The organism is Vibrio sp. V10_P2A27P122, assembly GCF_963874335.1.
Classification (GTDB): domain Bacteria; phylum Pseudomonadota; class Gammaproteobacteria; order Enterobacterales; family Vibrionaceae; genus Vibrio; species Vibrio anguillarum.
Genome location: NZ_CAWNHY010000110.1, coordinates 1 through 18,552 on the forward strand (window position 1 = coordinate 1; position 18,552 = coordinate 18,552).

General features: G+C 45.8%; 16 protein-coding genes. 10 read left to right on the forward strand and 6 right to left on the reverse strand.

The window, feature by feature from the left end:
* A partial coding sequence (locus AACQ17_RS05655) for a methyl-accepting chemotaxis protein (protein WP_240507693.1) occupies positions 1 to 1,414 on the forward strand: 1,414 nt, incomplete at its 5' end.
* Positions 1,415 to 1,509: 95 nt separating this feature from the next.
* Here AACQ17_RS05655 and galE read toward each other — a convergent pair.
* Positions 1,510 to 2,526: a UDP-glucose 4-epimerase GalE gene (galE, locus tag AACQ17_RS05660; RefSeq protein ID WP_029189705.1), complete on the reverse strand. Its 1,017-nt coding sequence runs from the start codon at positions 2,524 to 2,526 to the stop codon at positions 1,510 to 1,512.
* Positions 2,527 to 2,734: 208 nt separating this feature from the next.
* On the opposite strand from galE, the gene AACQ17_RS05665 reads away from it, so the two are divergent.
* Genes AACQ17_RS05665 through AACQ17_RS05675 form a run of 3 tightly spaced genes read left to right on the forward strand, consistent with a single transcriptional unit; the run spans position 2,735 to position 5,177 of the window.
* Complete coding sequence (locus AACQ17_RS05665; protein WP_026027410.1) at positions 2,735 to 3,478, forward strand: 5-oxoprolinase subunit PxpA; 744 nt, start codon at positions 2,735 to 2,737, stop codon at positions 3,476 to 3,478.
* A 53-nt stretch (positions 3,479 to 3,531) separates the two neighbouring features.
* Positions 3,532 to 4,251, forward strand: coding sequence for a 5-oxoprolinase subunit B family protein (locus AACQ17_RS05670; RefSeq protein ID WP_013867948.1), 720 nt, complete (start codon positions 3,532 to 3,534; stop codon positions 4,249 to 4,251).
* Complete coding sequence (locus AACQ17_RS05675; RefSeq protein WP_013867949.1) at positions 4,233 to 5,177, forward strand: 5-oxoprolinase subunit C family protein; 945 nt, start codon at positions 4,233 to 4,235, stop codon at positions 5,175 to 5,177. The genes AACQ17_RS05670 and AACQ17_RS05675 overlap by 19 nt, the downstream gene beginning before the upstream one ends.
* A 44-nt stretch (positions 5,178 to 5,221) precedes the next feature.
* Here the strand turns inward: AACQ17_RS05675 and AACQ17_RS05680 are convergent, their stop codons facing one another.
* The 3 genes from AACQ17_RS05680 to AACQ17_RS05690 form a co-directional block, all read right to left on the reverse strand.
* A complete protein-coding gene (locus AACQ17_RS05680; protein WP_017046088.1) occupies positions 5,222 to 6,703 on the reverse strand; it encodes an FAD-dependent oxidoreductase in 1,482 nt (493 codons plus the stop codon).
* 275 nt (positions 6,704 to 6,978) lie between these two features.
* Positions 6,979 to 9,420 (reverse strand): ABC transporter permease, encoded by a 2,442-nt coding sequence (locus tag AACQ17_RS05685; RefSeq protein ID WP_094147669.1) that lies wholly within the window; start codon positions 9,418 to 9,420, stop codon positions 6,979 to 6,981.
* A complete protein-coding gene (locus AACQ17_RS05690) occupies positions 9,420 to 10,094 on the reverse strand; it encodes an ABC transporter ATP-binding protein (protein ID WP_064626272.1) in 675 nt (224 codons plus the stop codon). The genes AACQ17_RS05685 and AACQ17_RS05690 overlap by 1 nt, the downstream gene beginning before the upstream one ends.
* On the opposite strand from AACQ17_RS05690, the gene tesA reads away from it, so the two are divergent.
* From tesA to AACQ17_RS05710, 4 genes are all read left to right on the forward strand, one after another.
* On the forward strand, positions 10,093 to 10,695 hold the full coding sequence (gene tesA / locus AACQ17_RS05695) for a multifunctional acyl-CoA thioesterase I/protease I/lysophospholipase L1 (RefSeq protein WP_094147668.1): 603 nt from the start codon (positions 10,093 to 10,095) through the stop codon (positions 10,693 to 10,695). The two genes, AACQ17_RS05690 and tesA, sit on opposite strands and share 2 nt — an antisense overlap.
* 81 nt (positions 10,696 to 10,776) lie before the next feature.
* Complete coding sequence (gene fabV / locus AACQ17_RS05700; protein WP_017046084.1) at positions 10,777 to 11,976, forward strand: enoyl-ACP reductase FabV; 1,200 nt, start codon at positions 10,777 to 10,779, stop codon at positions 11,974 to 11,976.
* 200 nt (positions 11,977 to 12,176) lie between these two features.
* Positions 12,177 to 14,087, forward strand: a complete 1,911-nt coding sequence (locus AACQ17_RS05705; protein WP_094147667.1) for a bifunctional diguanylate cyclase/phosphodiesterase — start codon at positions 12,177 to 12,179, stop codon at positions 14,085 to 14,087.
* A gap of 87 nt (positions 14,088 to 14,174) precedes the next feature.
* Positions 14,175 to 15,830 (forward strand): ABC-ATPase domain-containing protein, encoded by a 1,656-nt coding sequence (locus tag AACQ17_RS05710; protein ID WP_047689992.1) that lies wholly within the window; start codon positions 14,175 to 14,177, stop codon positions 15,828 to 15,830.
* Positions 15,831 to 15,937: 107 nt separating this feature from the next.
* On the opposite strand, the gene AACQ17_RS05715 is transcribed toward AACQ17_RS05710, so the two are convergent.
* Positions 15,938 to 16,561: a DNA-J related domain-containing protein gene (locus tag AACQ17_RS05715; protein WP_170935174.1), complete on the reverse strand. Its 624-nt coding sequence runs from the start codon at positions 16,559 to 16,561 to the stop codon at positions 15,938 to 15,940.
* A gap of 306 nt (positions 16,562 to 16,867) precedes the next feature.
* Between AACQ17_RS05715 and AACQ17_RS05720 the strand changes: the two genes are divergently transcribed.
* Together AACQ17_RS05720 and AACQ17_RS05725 are read left to right on the forward strand one after the other, a co-directional pair.
* Positions 16,868 to 17,536, forward strand: coding sequence for a DUF2238 domain-containing protein (locus AACQ17_RS05720; protein WP_017046080.1), 669 nt, complete (start codon positions 16,868 to 16,870; stop codon positions 17,534 to 17,536).
* A 114-nt stretch (positions 17,537 to 17,650) separates the two neighbouring features.
* Entirely contained in the window at positions 17,651 to 17,863 is a 213-nt protein-coding gene (locus tag AACQ17_RS05725) for a hypothetical protein (protein WP_010318303.1), read from the forward strand.
* Here the strand turns inward: AACQ17_RS05725 and AACQ17_RS05730 are convergent.
* Entirely contained in the window at positions 17,820 to 18,512 is a 693-nt protein-coding gene (locus AACQ17_RS05730) for an HAD family hydrolase (protein WP_029189709.1), read from the reverse strand. The genes AACQ17_RS05725 and AACQ17_RS05730 overlap by 44 nt on opposite strands.
* Positions 18,513 to 18,552 lie beyond the last annotated feature (40 nt).

Here is an 18,552-nt window from a genome sequence, read left to right on the forward strand (position 1 = left end):
GTTCAGGACGATTGACCGCGTGTTCATTAAAATGTCAATTAATGACAAGATGTGGGTGATCTTCGCTTTATTCCTCACCGCTTTAAGCTTTGTCGCAGGAAATCGCTATGTTGATTCACTGGCCCAGATAGAAGCGCAAGCGAAGTTGGCCGTTGAGTACAAACTGCAAGGTCTCCTTGCCAGCGGCGCAGATCCACAAACCCTTTCAGCGGTTGAAACTCGCCATTCTTTAGCCGCAACTAGTTATCAAAAAGGGGTGATTACCGCCACAGTAAAACACAGCGATGGCAAAGTTTACGCGCTAACAGAGAATCTCTCTTATCTTGAAAAAGACGCTCGGCGATCGGCACTCTCGACTTTTCTGTTGAGCTATTTGTGGGCAATCCCTTTTGCTATTTTCCTCTATTGGGTCGCTACTTTTATTGGCGGTGCATTGTGGGTGCTGTACACAACAACCTTGAAAATTTCAAAAGGTGATTTAACTTCACGATTAGGTTTTCATCCCGGTCGCGATGAGTTTGGCACCATTGGCTGCGCGCTCGATAACGCCATGGACACCTTGACCGAACTGGTAGTTTCAGTAAAACAAAATGCCACCACTCTCGGTGAAACATCCAGCTCTTTTGCCCATGAGATGAAAGAGAGCGAGCAACAAATCAGTAGCCAATACGCTTCCTTGGATTCCGTCGCCACGGCCATGGAAGAGATGACGGCCTCGGCGCAAGAAGTGTCGACCATTTCCCAACAAGCCAATCAGCAAGCCGAGCAAGATTCAAAACAAGCGAAAGAGAGCTCACAGCTAGTTCAGCAAGCGATTAATGAAATTTCCCAGTTGTCAAAGTTCATTGAACAAGCCTCTCATTCGGTGTCTACATTGAATGAAAATACGGCGCAGATTAACGATGTGATCACCACCATCAATGCCATTTCGCAACAGACGAACTTATTGGCACTGAACGCTGCAATAGAAGCGGCACGTGCTGGTGAACAAGGGCGCGGTTTTGCCGTGGTAGCTGATGAAGTTCGCACCTTAGCTAGCCGCACGCAAGCGGCTACTGTTGAAATTCAATCCATGATTGAGAAGCTGCAAACCGAAAGTCAAGATATCGCACGCATTACTGAGCAAACGGTTAGTCAAGCTCAAACCAGTAGTGATTTAGTCGCTAACATCGGCAATAACGTCAATCAAATTGCTGAATCAGCAAAAATGATCAATGACATGAGTATTCAAATTTCAACTTCAGCCGAGGAGCAAAGCGCCGTTGCTAATGATATTGCTGCTGAGCTGAGTGATATTCGTACACAATCCAATGCGATTCGCAGTGTTGCGCAAACCTCATCGCAAGGTGTCGCTAGCCTTGCAAACGCTTCGCTCAACCTTGGTGAAATTTTAAGCCGTTATCGGACCAACTGATCATTGGGTTGCTTGAGTAACCAAGTCAGATCAAAATAGCCAGTCATTTGACTGGCTATTTATTTCATTCATCGCAGAGAAGTTGAAGCAAGAGCTTAAGACTCAGGATAACCTTGTGGATTATTTGACTGCCAACGCCACGTATCTTGTGTCATCGCTTCTAGGCTACGAGTCGCTTTCCAACCTAGATCCGCCATCGCTTTGCTTGGATCTGCCCAACACTCCGCAATATCACCAGCGCGGCGTTCGACCAATTGGTACGGCACGCTTTTACCTGACGCTTGTTCAAACGCTTTCACCATCTCTAGTACACTGTAGCCATTTCCTGTGCCTAGGTTATAAATGTGCAAGCCTGCTTGTTGGCCTACTTTTTCCAGCGCAGCAATATGACCATCGGCTAGGTCCATTACGTGAATATAATCGCGAACCCCTGTGCCGTCTTTAGTTGGGTAATCACTGCCAAAAACAGAGAGAAATGCTCTTCGACCCACGGCCACTTGCGAGACAAAAGGCATTAGGTTGTTCGGAATACCTTGTGGATCTTCACCTAACTCGCCTGATGGATGTGAACCTACAGGGTTAAAATAGCGCAGCAGTGTAATGCTCCAATCTGGGTTGGCTTTATGGAAATCGGCCAAGCACTCTTCAACCATTAACTTACTACGGCCATAAGGGTTGGTCGCGCTGGTTGGGAAATCTTCGGTAATAGGCACTGAGGCTGGGTCACCGTATACGGTTGCAGATGAACTAAAAACAAGTGCCTTCACGCCAGCTTCACGCATGGCCGCCACCAGTACCAATGTGCCATTAACATTGTTATCGTAATATTCCAATGGTTTTTCTACTGACTCACCGACTGCTTTTAAGCCTGCGAAATGGATCACCGCTTGAATATTTTGCGCTTTCATCACTTCAACCAGTTGTGCTTGGTTGCGTACATCACCATGGACGAACAGCGGCTTCACACCGGACACTTTTTCGATGCGCTCTAAAACCGATGCTTTACTATTGTATAAGTTGTCAAAAATTACGGGTGTCATACCGGCGTGGATCATTTGAATGCAGGTATGGCTGCCGATATACCCCATCCCGCCTGTCACTAATACTTTCATTGTTTTTACCTTCTGACATTGGTTGTGCAAGTTTAACGACTTTCAACCTAAACTTCACTTATAAATCAATCTGCTTTAATGTTTGTCTATCAGGCAAATTCGCTCTCTTTCGGCCCATACTTATCGCCAAACAATGAATCGGATCACTGTATATTGCCTTTGATTACGGCAAGTTACTCAACATGGACACTCAAGGATGATGCAACCTGTGACAAAAAGAACAATCACTCTCAATTGTGACATGGGCGAGAGCTTCGGTGCATGGCAAATGGGCGCTGATGAGTTGGTGATGCCTTGGATTGACATGGCCAATATTGCGTGTGGCTTTCATGCCTCTGACCCACACGTGATGAGCCGAACGATTGAGCTGGCGATTCAATTTGATGTAATGATTGGCGCTCACCCGGGTTACCCCGATTTGCAAGGTTTTGGTCGCCGTTCAATGAGTTTTAGCGAAGAAGAGATATGCGAGTTACTGATTTACCAGATTGGCGCACTCAAGGCATTATGTGAGAGCAAAAATGCCGAGATAAGCTACGTCAAACCTCATGGGGCTTTATATAACGATATGATGCGTGACAAATCTGTCTTTCGCGCAGTGGTCGATGCAGTTTCTTGCTTCAATGTGCCCTTGATGATCTTAGCTTCAGGCAATAACCAAGATTACCTTGATATCGCCGATATTTATGACGTGCCATTGCTGTTTGAAGCCTTTGCCGACCGGACTTATCTCGCTAATGGTATGCTCACTCCAAGAGGCCAAGCCAATGCAGTGCTGACTAATGAAGAGGCGATCATCAATCAAATTAAACAACTGGTTGATTACGGAAAAGTGACCAGTTCGGATGGCTTTGTGATCCCTATCGAAGCCGATACAATTTGCGTGCATGGCGATAATCCGGCAGCGATTGAACTGATAGAGAAAATCCGAATTTGTCTACGAGAGCGTTGAACCATTACACGTGTATCTCCTAGCGGCTACAACGTCATCACAAGGAGTGTTAAGTGACATTGAACTACAGCATTGAACCCGTTGCGGAATGCAACCTCTTATTGCGTTTTGCTCACCCGCCATCGGCCGATCTCTCACTCGATATCGGACAAATTGCGCAACAGATCATGGTGCAGTTTTCTACTTACCTGATGAATGTCACCCCTTCTTACACTACCATTTTGATCGATTACCTTCCTTATCGTATAAGTCAAAGGGAGCTAGAGCAGCAATTGATCACAGCGATCGCGGCCTTATCTTTAACTGTGGAAGCCACCCACAATTTGGTTGAGCTTGGCGCTTACTACGATGAAAGTGTCGGCCCAGATTTGAAGCGCTACCATGCGCTTGGTTTATCCACGCAACAAGTTATCGCGCTGCACACTCAAACGGTCTACACCGTTTGTGCCGTCGGTTTTGCACCAGGCTTTGCCTTTATGGCTGAAGTAGATGAACAATTACGCTTACCGCGCCATGCCACCCCACGCCTTAGTGTGGCAAAAGGCAGCGTCGCGATTGCAGAACAGCAAACGGCCGTCTATCCGAACAACTCTCCCGGAGGATGGAATATCATCGCCAATTGCCCCCATGCGCTCTTCTCTCCTCATCAAACACCAATGACGCCTTTTTCGATTGGAACTAAAGTGAAGTTTACAGCGATGACTCGCGAGGAGTTTTTATCATTAGGAGGTGAAATACCTCAATTAGCCGCGCAGTGGGAGCACCATTCATGAGCCCCCTACTACAGGTGATAAAACCCGGTCAACTGAGCTTAATTCAAGATTTTGGACGCTTTGGTCTCAGTCATATCGGTGTTACTCAATCAGGACCAGTCGATGATTACGCCTACAGTTGGGCCAACCATTTACTGGGTAACCGAGTCAATTTAGCAACGCTTGAAATCACGCTTGGTCAGGCGGAATTTCATGTTGAACATCCATGTATGCTGGCAATTGCAGGTGGTGATTTATCGGCCACGTTAGATGGAAAACTGATTGGTAATTGGCAAAGCTTTAGCGCGCAAGCCGGGCAAACACTGAAATTTGGCCTAGCCAAAAATGGCTTAAGAGCTTATTTGGCCGTGCGCGGAGGGTTCATTGTGCCTCACCATTTAGGTAGTGTTGCCACCGTACCCAAAGAACAGCTTGGTGGGTTAACGCAAAACGGCGTACCACTGCAAGCGGGCGATTCACTGCACTTTAATCCCCACGCTATCGATAACAAACCCGTACACATCACTTTTCGTTATAAGCCTGATTATAATCTGCCACTTAAATTACGCGTCATTGAAGGCTACCAAGCCCTGCAATTTTCATCGCAGCAACTCGATCGCTTTTATCAAACCAGCTTCACTGTCAGTCAGCATGCCGATCGCATGGGCTATCGTCTTAATGGCGATACGGTTACCCCACCCGCGACACCTATTTTATCGGAAGGAATTGCTTTGGGGGCGATTCAAATCCCGCCAGATGGCCAACCGATCATTTTACTCAACGATCGCCAAACCATCGGCGGTTACCCTAAATTAGGGTGTGTGGCTCGCATTGATCTGCCCCGTTTGGCACAAGCAAAACCGGGGCAGAAAATACGTTTTGTCAAAGGTGATATACAAGGCCTGCAAGAGGTTTGGTGCCAATGGGCGCGTTATTTCGGCTACTAACAACTATCACCTTGCTCCTTTAGAAAACCGCAAGGTGTCACCAATCAAACCATACCGACAATTTTTGCCAATGCTTCAGGATAAGCGCGTGCCTTAGCTAACGCGATGGCTTTCTCTTCCACCTGCTCAAGAGCCAAACTCATGCTGATTGGGTGACGAGCTTCTATCGATTGTAGCAAGTCTTCATCGTTCACTAACTGCCAATGCTGAACAATTTTAGTTGCCGCTTCCAACGCGGATGAACCTTTGACCACTTCGATTCGCGCATAATTATGAGCTTCAAACGTAACATCAGCGGCTCGTAATGTGGCATCTTGGCCAGGAATTTGCTGCGCACCAAACAGTGGCTTACCAGCCACTTGAGCTTGAATATACTGTGGGATGAACTGACTCATGTGGTGTATGGCTCGTTCACTGCGCTCTTGCAGTGCGTCCTGTTGCCAACCGTTCTTAATTTTGCGTTCGAGATAATCAGGCAATACGGGCTGTGATGATCCAGCTTGCGAGGCCACTAACCCATCTTTAAATAACGTGATTCCCTCGGTCATACCATGCAACTGAAATAGACCATCAGCATACGGTGTTAGCTGAGCCATTCCTTGTGGGGTGCCTCTTGGCCCGTGAAAAATCACTTCTGGCCATTGCTGGTCGCATTCTGCCCAACGGGTAACGTAGGCCGCTTTAAATTCCACCAAGCGTTGACGCGGAGCCTTAGCCAAATCATCGACTATTCCCGTTTCATAACCACATGCATTGACTAAATAATCGGCATGGATAACGTGTTCATGCTCTTGATCATCCAAATAAACGAGCTGCCATTGCTCATCAATAAAATCAGATTTGATTAATTTAGCGTGCGTTAAAACTTGGCAATGAGGCATCGCCGCTAACGCAAGCTCAGCACTGGCCGCCAGCCGAAAAACACTCCAACCGTATTCTTGCACCGCAATGACTGGGTACTTCAACTGATTTAAATCTGCATGTTGAGCAAAAGGGATCACCCAATCATCGAATGATGTCGGTTGATCACTCTGTTGCTGAGTTGCTAATACCTGCAGTGCTTCACGGCTGTAGAGTTTGAAATACTCTTGGGGTTGACCAAGCTGCTGATTACGTGGGTCTTCATCAACCAATTGTTGATAGCTGCGCTGAATAAGCTCTAGCCTTGGTAATAAGGCTTGCGGCTCACCGCCATCACTATGCGGAACAGCAATCACAGTCGGTCGCTTATTCAGCGTGTGGGGGTAGAGCCTGACGGTTTCAATCGACTGCTTAAGTAACTCAAGACACTGCTGCTGCGAAATTTCGCGATAGAGGTTACCGCCCGCGTGCAGATGGCAAATCGGCGGCCCATTAACGAGACCAGCGCTTTTTTCCAAAAGCAGCACATTGAGCCCCAGTTCTCCCATATGAACGGCGGCAGTGGCACCAGCCACACCCCCACCAATAATTGCGACACATGGAGAATCTGTATTGAACTTTTTATATGACATAAGATACGAGTACTCTGGAAAACCCGGATGCATTCTAAAGCTTGTAAAGCGTTATTAAAATCACATTTTTCACGTGGTCTTATCTGTTTTACGACTAACAAGCAATACGCATAATCGACAAATAACTTAAAAAATTGCTTGACTCAATAAAGCCAAAACGACGTTTTTTCAACCTTGTGAATAACAAAACTGCGCAACCCAAGGTAACTACGGGGCTAAGCGCAAATAGGCCGTTATCAAGCCGTCGAGTTATCCCAAACTTTATCCACTGTTTTTGTGGATAACTCAGTCTGGGATTATGGATATCGCTAGTTAAACTCTTTATTTATAGGGGTTAACAGCCGCTTAATTAAACTACTCACGACCAGCGATAATGTGCAAAACGTCGCCAAGGGTAGCACCAACCACATGCTGTAATGCGCCATAGGTTCTAGTTCAAAACCGAACTTCATGACGCTGGCCACCACCGCGTCAGAGCCAAGGCTTGCGACGACTCCGGCAATGAGCGCCATCAAACCGTATTCAGCCCAAATAGTTTGCTCGACGCGGCGCTTGCTGGCCCCTAAAGTGCGGTATAAGCGAATTTCTTGTTGCCTCTGGCTTAAACTTAAACGCAACAGAGTAAAAATCAGCAAAATACCAGCAATAACGCCCATTGCGGCCAGCACTGTCACTGACCAGATAATTTGCGTCAGCAAAGTTTGAATCTTATCGCCCATTGCCCGGATATCCATCAAACTGACCGTAGGGTAAGTGCGAGCAAGGGTGGCAAGCAAGGCGTTATCTTGATCTTGCGCTCTGAAACTCACCAGCCACGTGGCAGGGATCTCCTGCAATAGGTCTGGGGTAAAAATGAAATAGAAGTTAGGCTTCATTTCTCGCCACTCGACTTGGCGAATGGAATTTACTTTCGCTTCCACGGTTTGGCTATTGATCACAAACCCCAAACTATCACCCAGTTTCAGCCCCAAATCACGAGCAACGTCCGATTCAACCGAAACGCCACCTTGCTCTGTCCACGCTCCTGCCGTCAGTTGGTTGTTGCTGGGTAGCGATTCTCCCCAAGTGAAATTGAGCTCTCGCCTCAACGCATCACTCCCCTCTTCACCTTGAGCTTGTTGCTTGGCCTCTATGCCATTAATAGTCGATAAACGCCCTCGGATGATCGGATAGGCTTGCGAACGCACAATGTTGGCGCTGTCTAACGTGTTAAGGTAATCATTAACTTCATTTGGTGAAATGTTGAGTGCAAATGCGTTATGAGCATCGCTGGGTAAGGTTCGCTGCCAATCAGAGAGTAAATCGGTACGCACTAACCAGATGATCGCCAATAACATTAACGATAGTCCTAACGCGCCGAACTGGACTCCGGTCGTGATTGCCGAACGATTGATTCGGCTGAGCGCTAATTTAATCGCGGTAGAGAGCGGAAGACGTCCTAAACTACGAGCCACCAAAACACTGACCACAGCAAGCACCGCAAAAAGCGTCACTATCCCAGCCAACACAATCCACACTAAGAGGTTATTCCAATAAACCCACAGCATTGGCACCAACGGAATCAAGATGAGCAACCCATTACGACGATGATTCGGTTTCGCTCGCTCTGTTTGCATGACATTGAGCGCACTGGTATCTAGCAAATGCAATAGAGGAATGCCGAGTGCAGGAAAAGCGATCAATACACTCGCCATCAGCGCAATAAAAGCGGGTTTAGCGCCATAACTCGGTAAAGGCGTAGGCAATAAATCCACCAGCGGCACGCGTAATAAAGACTCTAGGCCAATGCCGATCAATACCCCAAGCACCGCAGCAGAAACAAACAAAATCACCACTTGTACGAACAACCATTGGCGGATCCAACGTTTGCTCGCTCCAAGGCTTTTTAACATGGCGATGGTTTTTTGCCGCGTAGAAACATAGTGCTGACAAGTCAGGACTAATGTGGTTGCCGCCATGATGATCACAATCGCTACGGTTAACGACAAATATTGCTCTGTGCGTTCAAAAACCTCATTCGTTCGGCTGGCGCTATTTCGGTCGCGCCAACGATCGCTAGGCGTTAAAGTAACGGGCTGTTTTACTGCTTCAATCTGTCCATCATCACCATTAATGAACACGCTAAATTGCACTCGGCTCCCCAATTGAAGTGCACCAGTACGAGCCACATCGTCTTGGTGGATCAACACCGCGGGCATCTGTTGAAACGGATTAAAGCTGAGTCCCGGCTCCTCAAGGATGCGTCCCGATACCGTAAAGTCGGCATCGCCCAGCGTGACCTGATCACCAATTTGAACGTCTAATTGCGCAAACACTCGTTCATCTAACCACAGTTGATTCGGCGCAAGGTGCTGAAATGTCGTCACATCATCAGAAAGACGCATTTCACCGCGTAGCGGATAAGCACTATCCACTGCTTTGACAGTGACTAACTGCATACCGCGCTCACTGAATGCCATTGTCGCGTAACGCGTAAGTTGTGAAGACGGCAGTTGCAAGCGCTCGATCTGATCGAGCAATGACGCTGGGGGTGGGTTTGCGGAAACAAACACACTATCGGCAGTGAGTGCGTCTTTACCTTGTTTAACAATCACTTGCTCCATACGCTCAGCTAAGGCAGTCAGCGCAAAAATACAAGCAATGATCAAGGTTAGCGCCACTGAAATAGGCCACAACTGTCCGTGGCGGATTTCACCTAAGCTCCAGCGAATTAATCGTTTATTGAGTGAACGGCTCGACATCTCGCTCATTACCGCTCCTCCAACATACCGGCTTGCATGTGGAAAATACGATCACATTGCGCCGCAAGAACGGGATCATGAGTAACCAGCACTAAGGTCGTTCCGTGCTGCTTATTTAATTCAAACAATAATGAAACCACTTTTGCCGCGGTTTCTTGATCAAGGTTGCCAGTAGGCTCATCGGCAAACAGCACTTTCGGATTGATCATAAAAGCTCTTGCTAGCGCGACTCGTTGCTGCTCGCCCCCTGAAAGTTGTGCAGGAGAGTGATGCATTCGATGCGATAAACCAACGGCCGTCAACAAGGATTTAGCACGATCCACATCCTCTTTTTCGCCTTTTAACAAACAAGGTAGCGTCACGTTCTCTAACGCAGACAAGCTTGGGATCAGCAAAAAGCTTTGAAACACAAAGCCAACCGATTGACTGCGGATCGCCGCACGTCCTTCATCGTCCAGTTGAGACAATGGCTGACCCAATAGCTCTACCTCTCCGCGTGTCGGCGTATCAAGCCCAGCCAACAGCGTCATCAGGGTTGATTTCCCCGCACCAGACGTTCCGACTATCGCCACGCTTTCACCACTTTTGATCTCTAGGTTTACCTCTTTTAGGATTGTTAAATGCTCTTGATTGGTAGAGACTGTTTTAGATAATGAATGTGCTCTAATAACGGATGTTTGCATGACTCGACTTCTTTCCTTGATTTGTATTTTATTATTCTCGGCTAGCGCTAGTAGTACCACACTCTTGATATTGGGTGATAGTTTAAGCGCTGGTTACCAAATGCCGATTGAAAACGCTTGGCCTAGCTTGCTACCTAATGCCTTGCAAGCTGAAGGTAAATCAGACATTGATGTCATTAATGCCAGTATTTCTGGCGATACAACGGGCAATGGCCTAGCCCGCTTACCGTCACTACTCACCCTACATACCCCTGATGCGGTGCTTATTGAGCTTGGTGCGAACGACGGATTGCGTGGCTTTCCACCTCAATTGATCAGCGGCAATTTAACCGCCATCATTGGCCAAATAAAAAAAGCAGGCTCAACCCCTCTTTTGATGCAGATCCGCATTCCACCAAACTATGGCAAACGCTACAGCGATGCCTTTTATAGCCTCTATTCTGAGCTTAGCCTCAAACACACTGTGCCGTTACTGCCCTTTTTCTTAGAGCAAGTGATCATTAAACCAGAGTGGATGATGGCTGATGGCTTACATCCGACGGTCGACGCTCAGCCGTGGATCGCCAATTTTGTTGCGCAACATTTAGCAGAGCATCTCTGATTTTAATGCCTCAGCTCAATGAACTTTACCTAGTTTTACGATATTTTTTAGACCATTCCCCTAACCGCAAAGGTACAAACTATGCACATTGAACCTGTGATCAAAGGTGTGGTCGCTCGCTCTGCTCATCCACTCGGATGCGAACAAGCTGTGTTACAACAGATTAATTACGTAAAATCTTGCAGACCGATCACTCACGGGCCAAAACGAGTTCTCATTTTAGGCGCATCTTCAGGCTTTGGGCTCGCCGCCCGCATTGCCCTGACCTTTGGTGGTTCAGAAGCCGATACGATTGGCGTTTCCTTTGAAAAAACGCCATCAGAAAAAGGGGTTGGTAGTGCTGGTTGGTACAACAATCTCTTTTTTAAACAACAGGCCGAACAAGCGGGTCGAGTCGCCGTCAATATCGATGGGGATGTTTTTTCACCATCAGTACGCGAGCAAGTGATTGAAGCGATAGAGACCTATTTTGAAGGGGAAGTCGATTTAGTCATTTACAGTATCGCCAGCGGCATGAGACCAAAACCCAATTCAGATCAGTATTGGCGCTCCGCCATCAAACCGATTGGTGAGGCCGTTTCTGGTGCGACGATATTACTAGAAAACGATACGTGGGTAGAAACCACCATTGCCCCTGCAAATGACGAAGAGATCGAAAGTACACTGAAAGTGATGGGTGGCGAGGATTGGGAAAACTGGATAGATACGCTGATCAACGCTGAATCGATTGCACAAGGGTGTAAAACCATTGCTTTTTCATACATCGGCCCTCAGATTACTCACCCCATTTATCTTGACGGTACACTGGGACGCGCCAAAATTGATTTGCACCAAACCAGCCACTCTCTCAATCTAAAATTGTCTAACTATGGCGGCGGGGCTTATGCGACTGTTTGTAAAGCTTTAGTCACGAAGGCGAGCGTGTTCATTCCCAATTTAAGCCCTTACATTGTCGCATTGTATAAGGTGATGAAAGAAAAAGAGACGCACGAAGGATGTATCGAGCAGATGCAGCGTCTGTTTAGCGAAAAACTCTCTAGCAAAGGCAAAGTACCCGTTGATGGCGAACGACTGATCCGTATGGATGATTGGGAGCTCAACCCAGATACTCAGCAAAAAGTGGCCGATTTACTGGAGAAAATGGATCAGTACAACTTTAAGCAACTAGGTGACTACAAGGGCTTTAAGCGAGAATTCATGCAGCTCAATGGCTTCGACTTTGATTGTGTTGATTATGCTCAAGAAATTAATATCGACCATTATATCAAGCAAGCCGATTAACTCCTTCCGTATCATTTACGAGACACAGCGAACTATCTCAATGCCCCAATATTTTATTGGGGCTTTTTTTTGTTACATTGGCGGCGCGTTCTTATTCTTAATACCATACTATGGTCATAGGAGCGGATCTTGTCATCGTCAGTCTAGAGCAATGAATGCTCGGCTTTTTTAAGCTTTGTCGTCCAAAGGAATTTGATAATATGTCGAAAATAAAGACACATGAGATGCTCATCCCCTCTTCAATGATGGATGGATGGCAGCGCATTGTGAATTTACTCGCTGAAATTTTAAACGTCCCGAGCGCATTGATCATGCGTGCTAGCCAGCAAAAACTCGAAATATTCTGTAAAAATACCAACGTCGACAACCCCTATCAAACCGGACATAAAGAACCCTTAGGACAAGGTCTGTACTGTGAAACTGTGATGCAAACACAGCAGGAACTATTGGTCCCGAATGCTTTAGCCGATAAAAAATGGATGCATAATCCAGATGTACCACTGGGCATGATTGCCTATTGTGGCATCCCATTAAAGTGGCCGAATGGTGATATATTTGGCACCATTTGCGTACTCGATAGCAAGGAGAACCATTTTGGCCCCACCTATCGGCAGTTACTGGAGAGTTTTCGCGATACCATTGAATCCCAGCTCACCACCTTATACCAACAAGTAAGACTTCAGCAGCTCAATGATGAGCTTCAGCTTCGCGTCGATAACCGAACACAAGATCTTGCTGATCTCAACTACTCGCTCACGCAAGAGATCGATAAACGCCGCGCCGCAGAACAACAGATTCAATATCAAAAGTGGCATGACATCAGCACAGGTTTTTTAAATCGCAACGCACTTGAACTGGAGCTCAAAAATAGCCTTTTACAAGCAACAAAACAGCACACCGAAGTTGCCGCCATTCATATTGGTTTCACTAATGCTCGTCATATTCAATCTCACTTTGGCTACCGAGCATGGGATCAAGTCATCGCTCGATATCGTGAGCGACTAGGCCGCTGCGATAAAATTGAAATATTGACCGCTCGACCCACGTCGACAGATTTAGTCTTGATCGTCAAAACAAAACTATTAGCGCGTCACTTGGAAAAGTTGTGCCATAAATTGGTCGAAATCGGTCATTCTGAATTTAAGCTCGATGACCATAATGTTCATCTTCATTCCTATATTGGTATTGCAACGAGTTTAGACACTGACAATGCTATAGAACTGCTCAAACAAGCTTCTGCTGCCATGGTCTCTTGCAAAGATTCCGGTCATAAGTTTTGTTATCACTCGCAAGTATTCAGTGACTCACTCCGGCAAATCAACCAATTAGAAAGCTACTTATTACGAGCAGTGCGTAACGATGAGCTCATGCTCTATTTTCAACCTAAGGTCTCTCCAACCACTCATCGCTGGACGGGGGCAGAAGCGCTACTACGTTGGCGACACCCCGTATTGGGCGATATATCCAATGAAACCTTAATTCACATGGCCGAACAAAATGGACTGATTTTTGAAGTGGGTAACTTTGTCCTGCGATCGGCCATCGAAAAAACGAGCCAATGGGCAAAACAGGTCGATAATTTCAAAATGGCTATTAACGTTTCAGCCGTCCAATTGAAGAATGCCCAATTCGCAGACCAAGTTCGTGAGCTACTGAACACCTACCAACTTCCAGCTCGGTACTTAGAGTTGGAAGTAACAGAAAGCTGTTTGATTGCGGATGAAGTGGTGGCTCGCAACACACTGCGAATTCTACACCAACTAGGTGTGACGTTGTCACTTGATGATTTCGGCACGGGCTACGCCTCTTTCAGCTATTTGAAAAAATTTCCCTTCGATTGCATAAAAATAGATAAAAGCTTTGTACATCAATTGGATCAAAGTGAGGAAGATAAAGAAATTGTTCGCTCAATCATTCACGTTGCCAAAAAATTAAAGCTGAAAGTGATCCTCGAAGGGATTGAAAATCAAAGCCAAGAAGACTTTATCATCAGTGAAGGGTGTGAGTTTGGCCAAGGCTATTTCTATGGTAAACCGATGCCTTGTGACGACTTTGAGGCTGGGCTACTGAACCAAAATTATGCACACCCTGTCGAGACAAAGGTTTTGTAGGATAAAGGAATCCCTTATCATGTCTTTACTCTCAGTGTGGCGGTTCCTATAATCGCCGCCTTTCCTTTCCAAACGAGCGATATCGAGATGGATTTATTAACATCAATTCTCAAAAAGCTAGAAAAACAGAACTACCGCGCCTATCAGCAGATCAAAGGTCAATACGAATTTGGTGATTTCACCTTGCATATCGATCATATCCAAGCGGACCCTTACGCTTCTGCATCTCGCTTTCGCGCTACTCGAGCATGGTCTCTGACCGGTCTGGAATGGTTAAAAGAGAAATCACCTGCTTATCAAATGGCTGCAAGAGATTTTATCGCTCGTAGTTTTGCGGAGTTTGCTAAGCAAGAGAACCATATTGCCATCGCATTGACGGGCCAAACGGTGCTTGATAGTACAGCTGTTCTCTTTACGGAGCATGGTATTGAGCTTCGTTTTCGCATCAATTTACCCGCTGAAGGTCGTGACATTCTGGCCAAGAAAGCGCTCAACATCATCACCTTCTACCTGCCAAAATTCATTCGCCGGGCCACCATTGAACGTGAACTGGATAAAGATGCCCTACTTGAGCATTGCGCTGTGATCGAAGATCAAGAAGCAATGCGTGCACAACTGGTACAGCACAATCTGGTTGCTTTTGTGGCTAATGGCAGCGTATTACCTCGCTTGGCAGGTAACTGTGATCTGCCGATGAAAGACGCCGTTACTTTCCAAGCGCCCACATCGCTAGAAGTCGAGCTTGAGACACCAAACCAAGGCAAAATTAAAGGACTCGGTATCCCCAAAGGTATAACCCTTATCGTCGGCGGTGGTTTTCACGGTAAATCGACTTTGTTAACGGCGATTGAGCGTTCAATTTACAACCATATTCCCGGCGATGGCCGTGAGCGAATTGTTACGGATCATCAAGCCATGAAAATTCGCGCTGAAGATGGCCGTTGCGTACATAATTTAAATTTGTCCAACTACATCAATCACCTACCTATGGGTAAAGAAACCTCCGATTTCAGCACTCAAGATGCGTCCGGTTCAACATCGCAAGCAGCGTGGTTACAAGAATCCATTGAATCTGGCGCTAGTACATTACTGATTGATGAAGATACTTCCGCCACCAACTTCATGATCCGTGATGAGCGTATGCAAGCGCTGGTTAGTAAAGGTGATGAGCCCATTACACCATTGGTTGATCGTATCGGGCAACTTCGCGATGATTTGGATATCTCGACACTGATCGTCATGGGGGGATCCGGTGATTACTTAGATGTCGCCGATACTGTCATCCAGATGCATGACTACCACGCCGTTGATGTGACTAACAAAGCTAAAGAAGTCATCAAACAGCACCCAACTGCTCGTCACAACGAATGTGAAACGCCACTGGCTATTTTCCCAGAACGCGCGGTGAATCGCACTGCGCTGCAAAAATTACTGGTTGATGGTAAATTCCGAGTCTCTGCCAAAGGCGTTGATTCGCTTCGCTTTGGCAAAGAATTTACGGATTTAAATGCGTTAGAACAATTGGAGTCACCTTCTGAAGTCAATGCGATTGGCTGGACTTGGTTCCAGTTTGCGCAGACTCCAGGGTGGTCAGCGCAACCAAGCAAAGAGATGATGGCTTTATTAGCAGGAACATGGCACCAAAATATGCCAAACCACGGTGATTTGGCGAAACCGCGTGTCATCGATGTGATGGCGGCGTTGAACCGTATGCGCAAGTCGCAATTTAAAAACCACCAGTAAAGATTAACTCCCCCTACAACAAAAGCCAAAAGAAGCGAGAGATCGCTTCTTTTTTACTTCAGTACCTTATTCGACAAATATCTTGTCTAGAGTTTAAGGTTTGGGCTTTAACTATTTTGCCGCAAAATATTCCATGCTTCACACAACACTCGAAACGTTTCAGCATTGCCATTGTCTCTATCTGGATGCCACTTTAGTGCCAACTTGCGCCATGTTTTCCGGATTTCAATTTGCGTCGCTTCCGCTGGTAATTTAAACAGCCTCAATGCTTGAAGACGATTCATATTAAGGTTACTCGTTCCACCCATTGCTTTACGGTAACGAGTCCAAAATTCGTTCAACAAGCGGCGCACTTCTCCTTCATCAGCCTCATAATTTTTCCACTGAGTGTAATAATCACGCAATGGATCATCTGGGTCGATTTCGCAACTAACGGCACGATGCGCAGGCATTAGTACAATGTCCATTGCTGATACTTGTAACCACTTTTCAGGGTAAAGCGTCTCTTGAAGCTGATAGAGCGCGTTCATGATCAAAAAATTACGCTTAAAGAGGTCTTTTTCAGGTGCGCTATCAAGTACAGGCATGAATCCCTGTTCACTTAAATGTGCCGCTAACGTATGGACTTTCCAACCGGAAGGCTGTTTACGCAACACCTCCAACATTGGCCAAAGCAGCGGATTTTCCATGTAAGATTGAAACTGAGCGGTAAGTTCTAAGCTTTCAGACATACTTTCGGGCCTACTTTGGGACATAGTCTCGACGTTCACATTAAGGTTCTCTCTTCATTCAAATCCAATATCGCTTTTTTGTCGAGTTTCTTACCGCATATTATCTTGGCTTTTTGAACTAGAGTCCGTTTATCACACGCACTATCTATCAATACATAAAAAGAGAAAGATCGAGTTGTTGCATGATCTTCTCCACCTTGCAGATCTCTTTGCCAAGACAATGCGAAAATCAATCACAAAACGAAGGTAGATACGCACATCTCAAACACAAATTTCTACGTCTATAAGATACAGAATTCAACAAAATTGAACATCGTGCAAAATAGTGGCACTATCCATCGGTATTTTGTGATAGGAAAAACCATGTCTCTCAACTTCTCACGCACGCTTTTATTTTTGACGGCGATCTACGGTATACTCTTTCTATTTTCAGCGATCGCGCCGGTTTCTCGTGCTGTCTGGTTAGCAGAAATCATCCCTGCGCTAGGGATCTTAGCACTCGTCTATTGGGCTTCAACAAAACTACGCTTTAGCTCAACGGCTTATATTCTGATGTTTGTGTGGCTTAGTTTGCACACCATTGGGGCTAAATATACATTTGCAGATGTTCCGTTTGCTTGGTTCAACGAACTGATCGGATCATCTCGTAATAATTTTGATCGCGTCGCTCATTTCTCAATTGGCTTTTATGCCTACCCTATCGCTGAATATTTAATTAGAAAGCAGCTCTGTAAACCGTTAATTGCCTCATTGTTCGGGCTTTTCTCTATCATGAGTATCGCAGCAGGTTACGAAATTATTGAATGGTGGTATGCCTCAATCGCGGGTGGTGATGAGGGAATCGCTTTTCTGGGTTCACAAGGCGACATTTGGGACGCACAAAAAGACATGTTATGCGATACCCTTGGGGCAATGACGGCACTTTGCCTATTATGGTTTAGGCCAAAATCAAACATTCCTTACAGTGAAGTATGAAATGCCTCTAATTTTTGGAACTAAGGTAAATATTACCGAGAGCAAGTTTTGATTAGTGTTTATTCTGTGAGTACGGAGAACATGACTCTCCCTTTTTGCTGCTGAGAATTGATTATGAAAAATATAAATAAAACACTTGAAAAAATAGACTGCTGTCCACTTTGTCAACATGACGAATACTTTATTTCCACAAACAATGAAAAGTTTATCTGCGCACAATGTGGTTTTAAAACCGACCACTTACAAAGCGTCCAGCAAATGATTGGTGTACACACAGCGCTAATCAGTCATAAACACATTCATTGCTTGGCCAACAATGTGCATTGAGCCATGGTTTAAGCTCGAGTAATGTGTCGATAACAACGACATTAGGCGCTTGAGAAAAACCCTGTGGGTTAAGAGGTGCTAGCTGAACGGTTGGTACCTCTGCATTGATACCCGCTTCAACCCCTTTTGCTGAATCATCCACATAAATACATTCTTGCAAAAGAAATCCCATATTCATTGCACAATAACGAATCAAATCAGGTTCAGGCTTCCAGCTATTCGCATCAAAGGCTGAAAAAATGCGTCCTTCAAACAAAGGGAGCAAACCGCTCCGTTGTAATATTGATGATATTTTTTCTTTAGGTGCATTAGAGGTGACACAGTATTCAATACCCTGCTGGCGTAAATACTCAAGTAGTTCTATCGCACCATCCATGGGTGAAAGATATTGCTGGAAGAGCTCATTAACTTTGTCCCGATAAAGGTTCTCTAAAAGATCAAGATCGGCGTTAATATTCGTATGTTCAAGCGCCTGAAACAATATGTCCGCAATCTTCCCACCTTCAAAATGGTTACTCACTTGTGCAAAAGTAAGGTGGGCTCCTAGTTGGTTCAATACATTGACTAGCGCTTCGCAGCACAAACGCTCACTATCAACTAAAGTACCTTCACAGTCGAAAATAATACATTTTATTTTTTTCTCAGTCATAAACACTTCCTTCATCCAATGCTTAATTTTAACCGCTGGG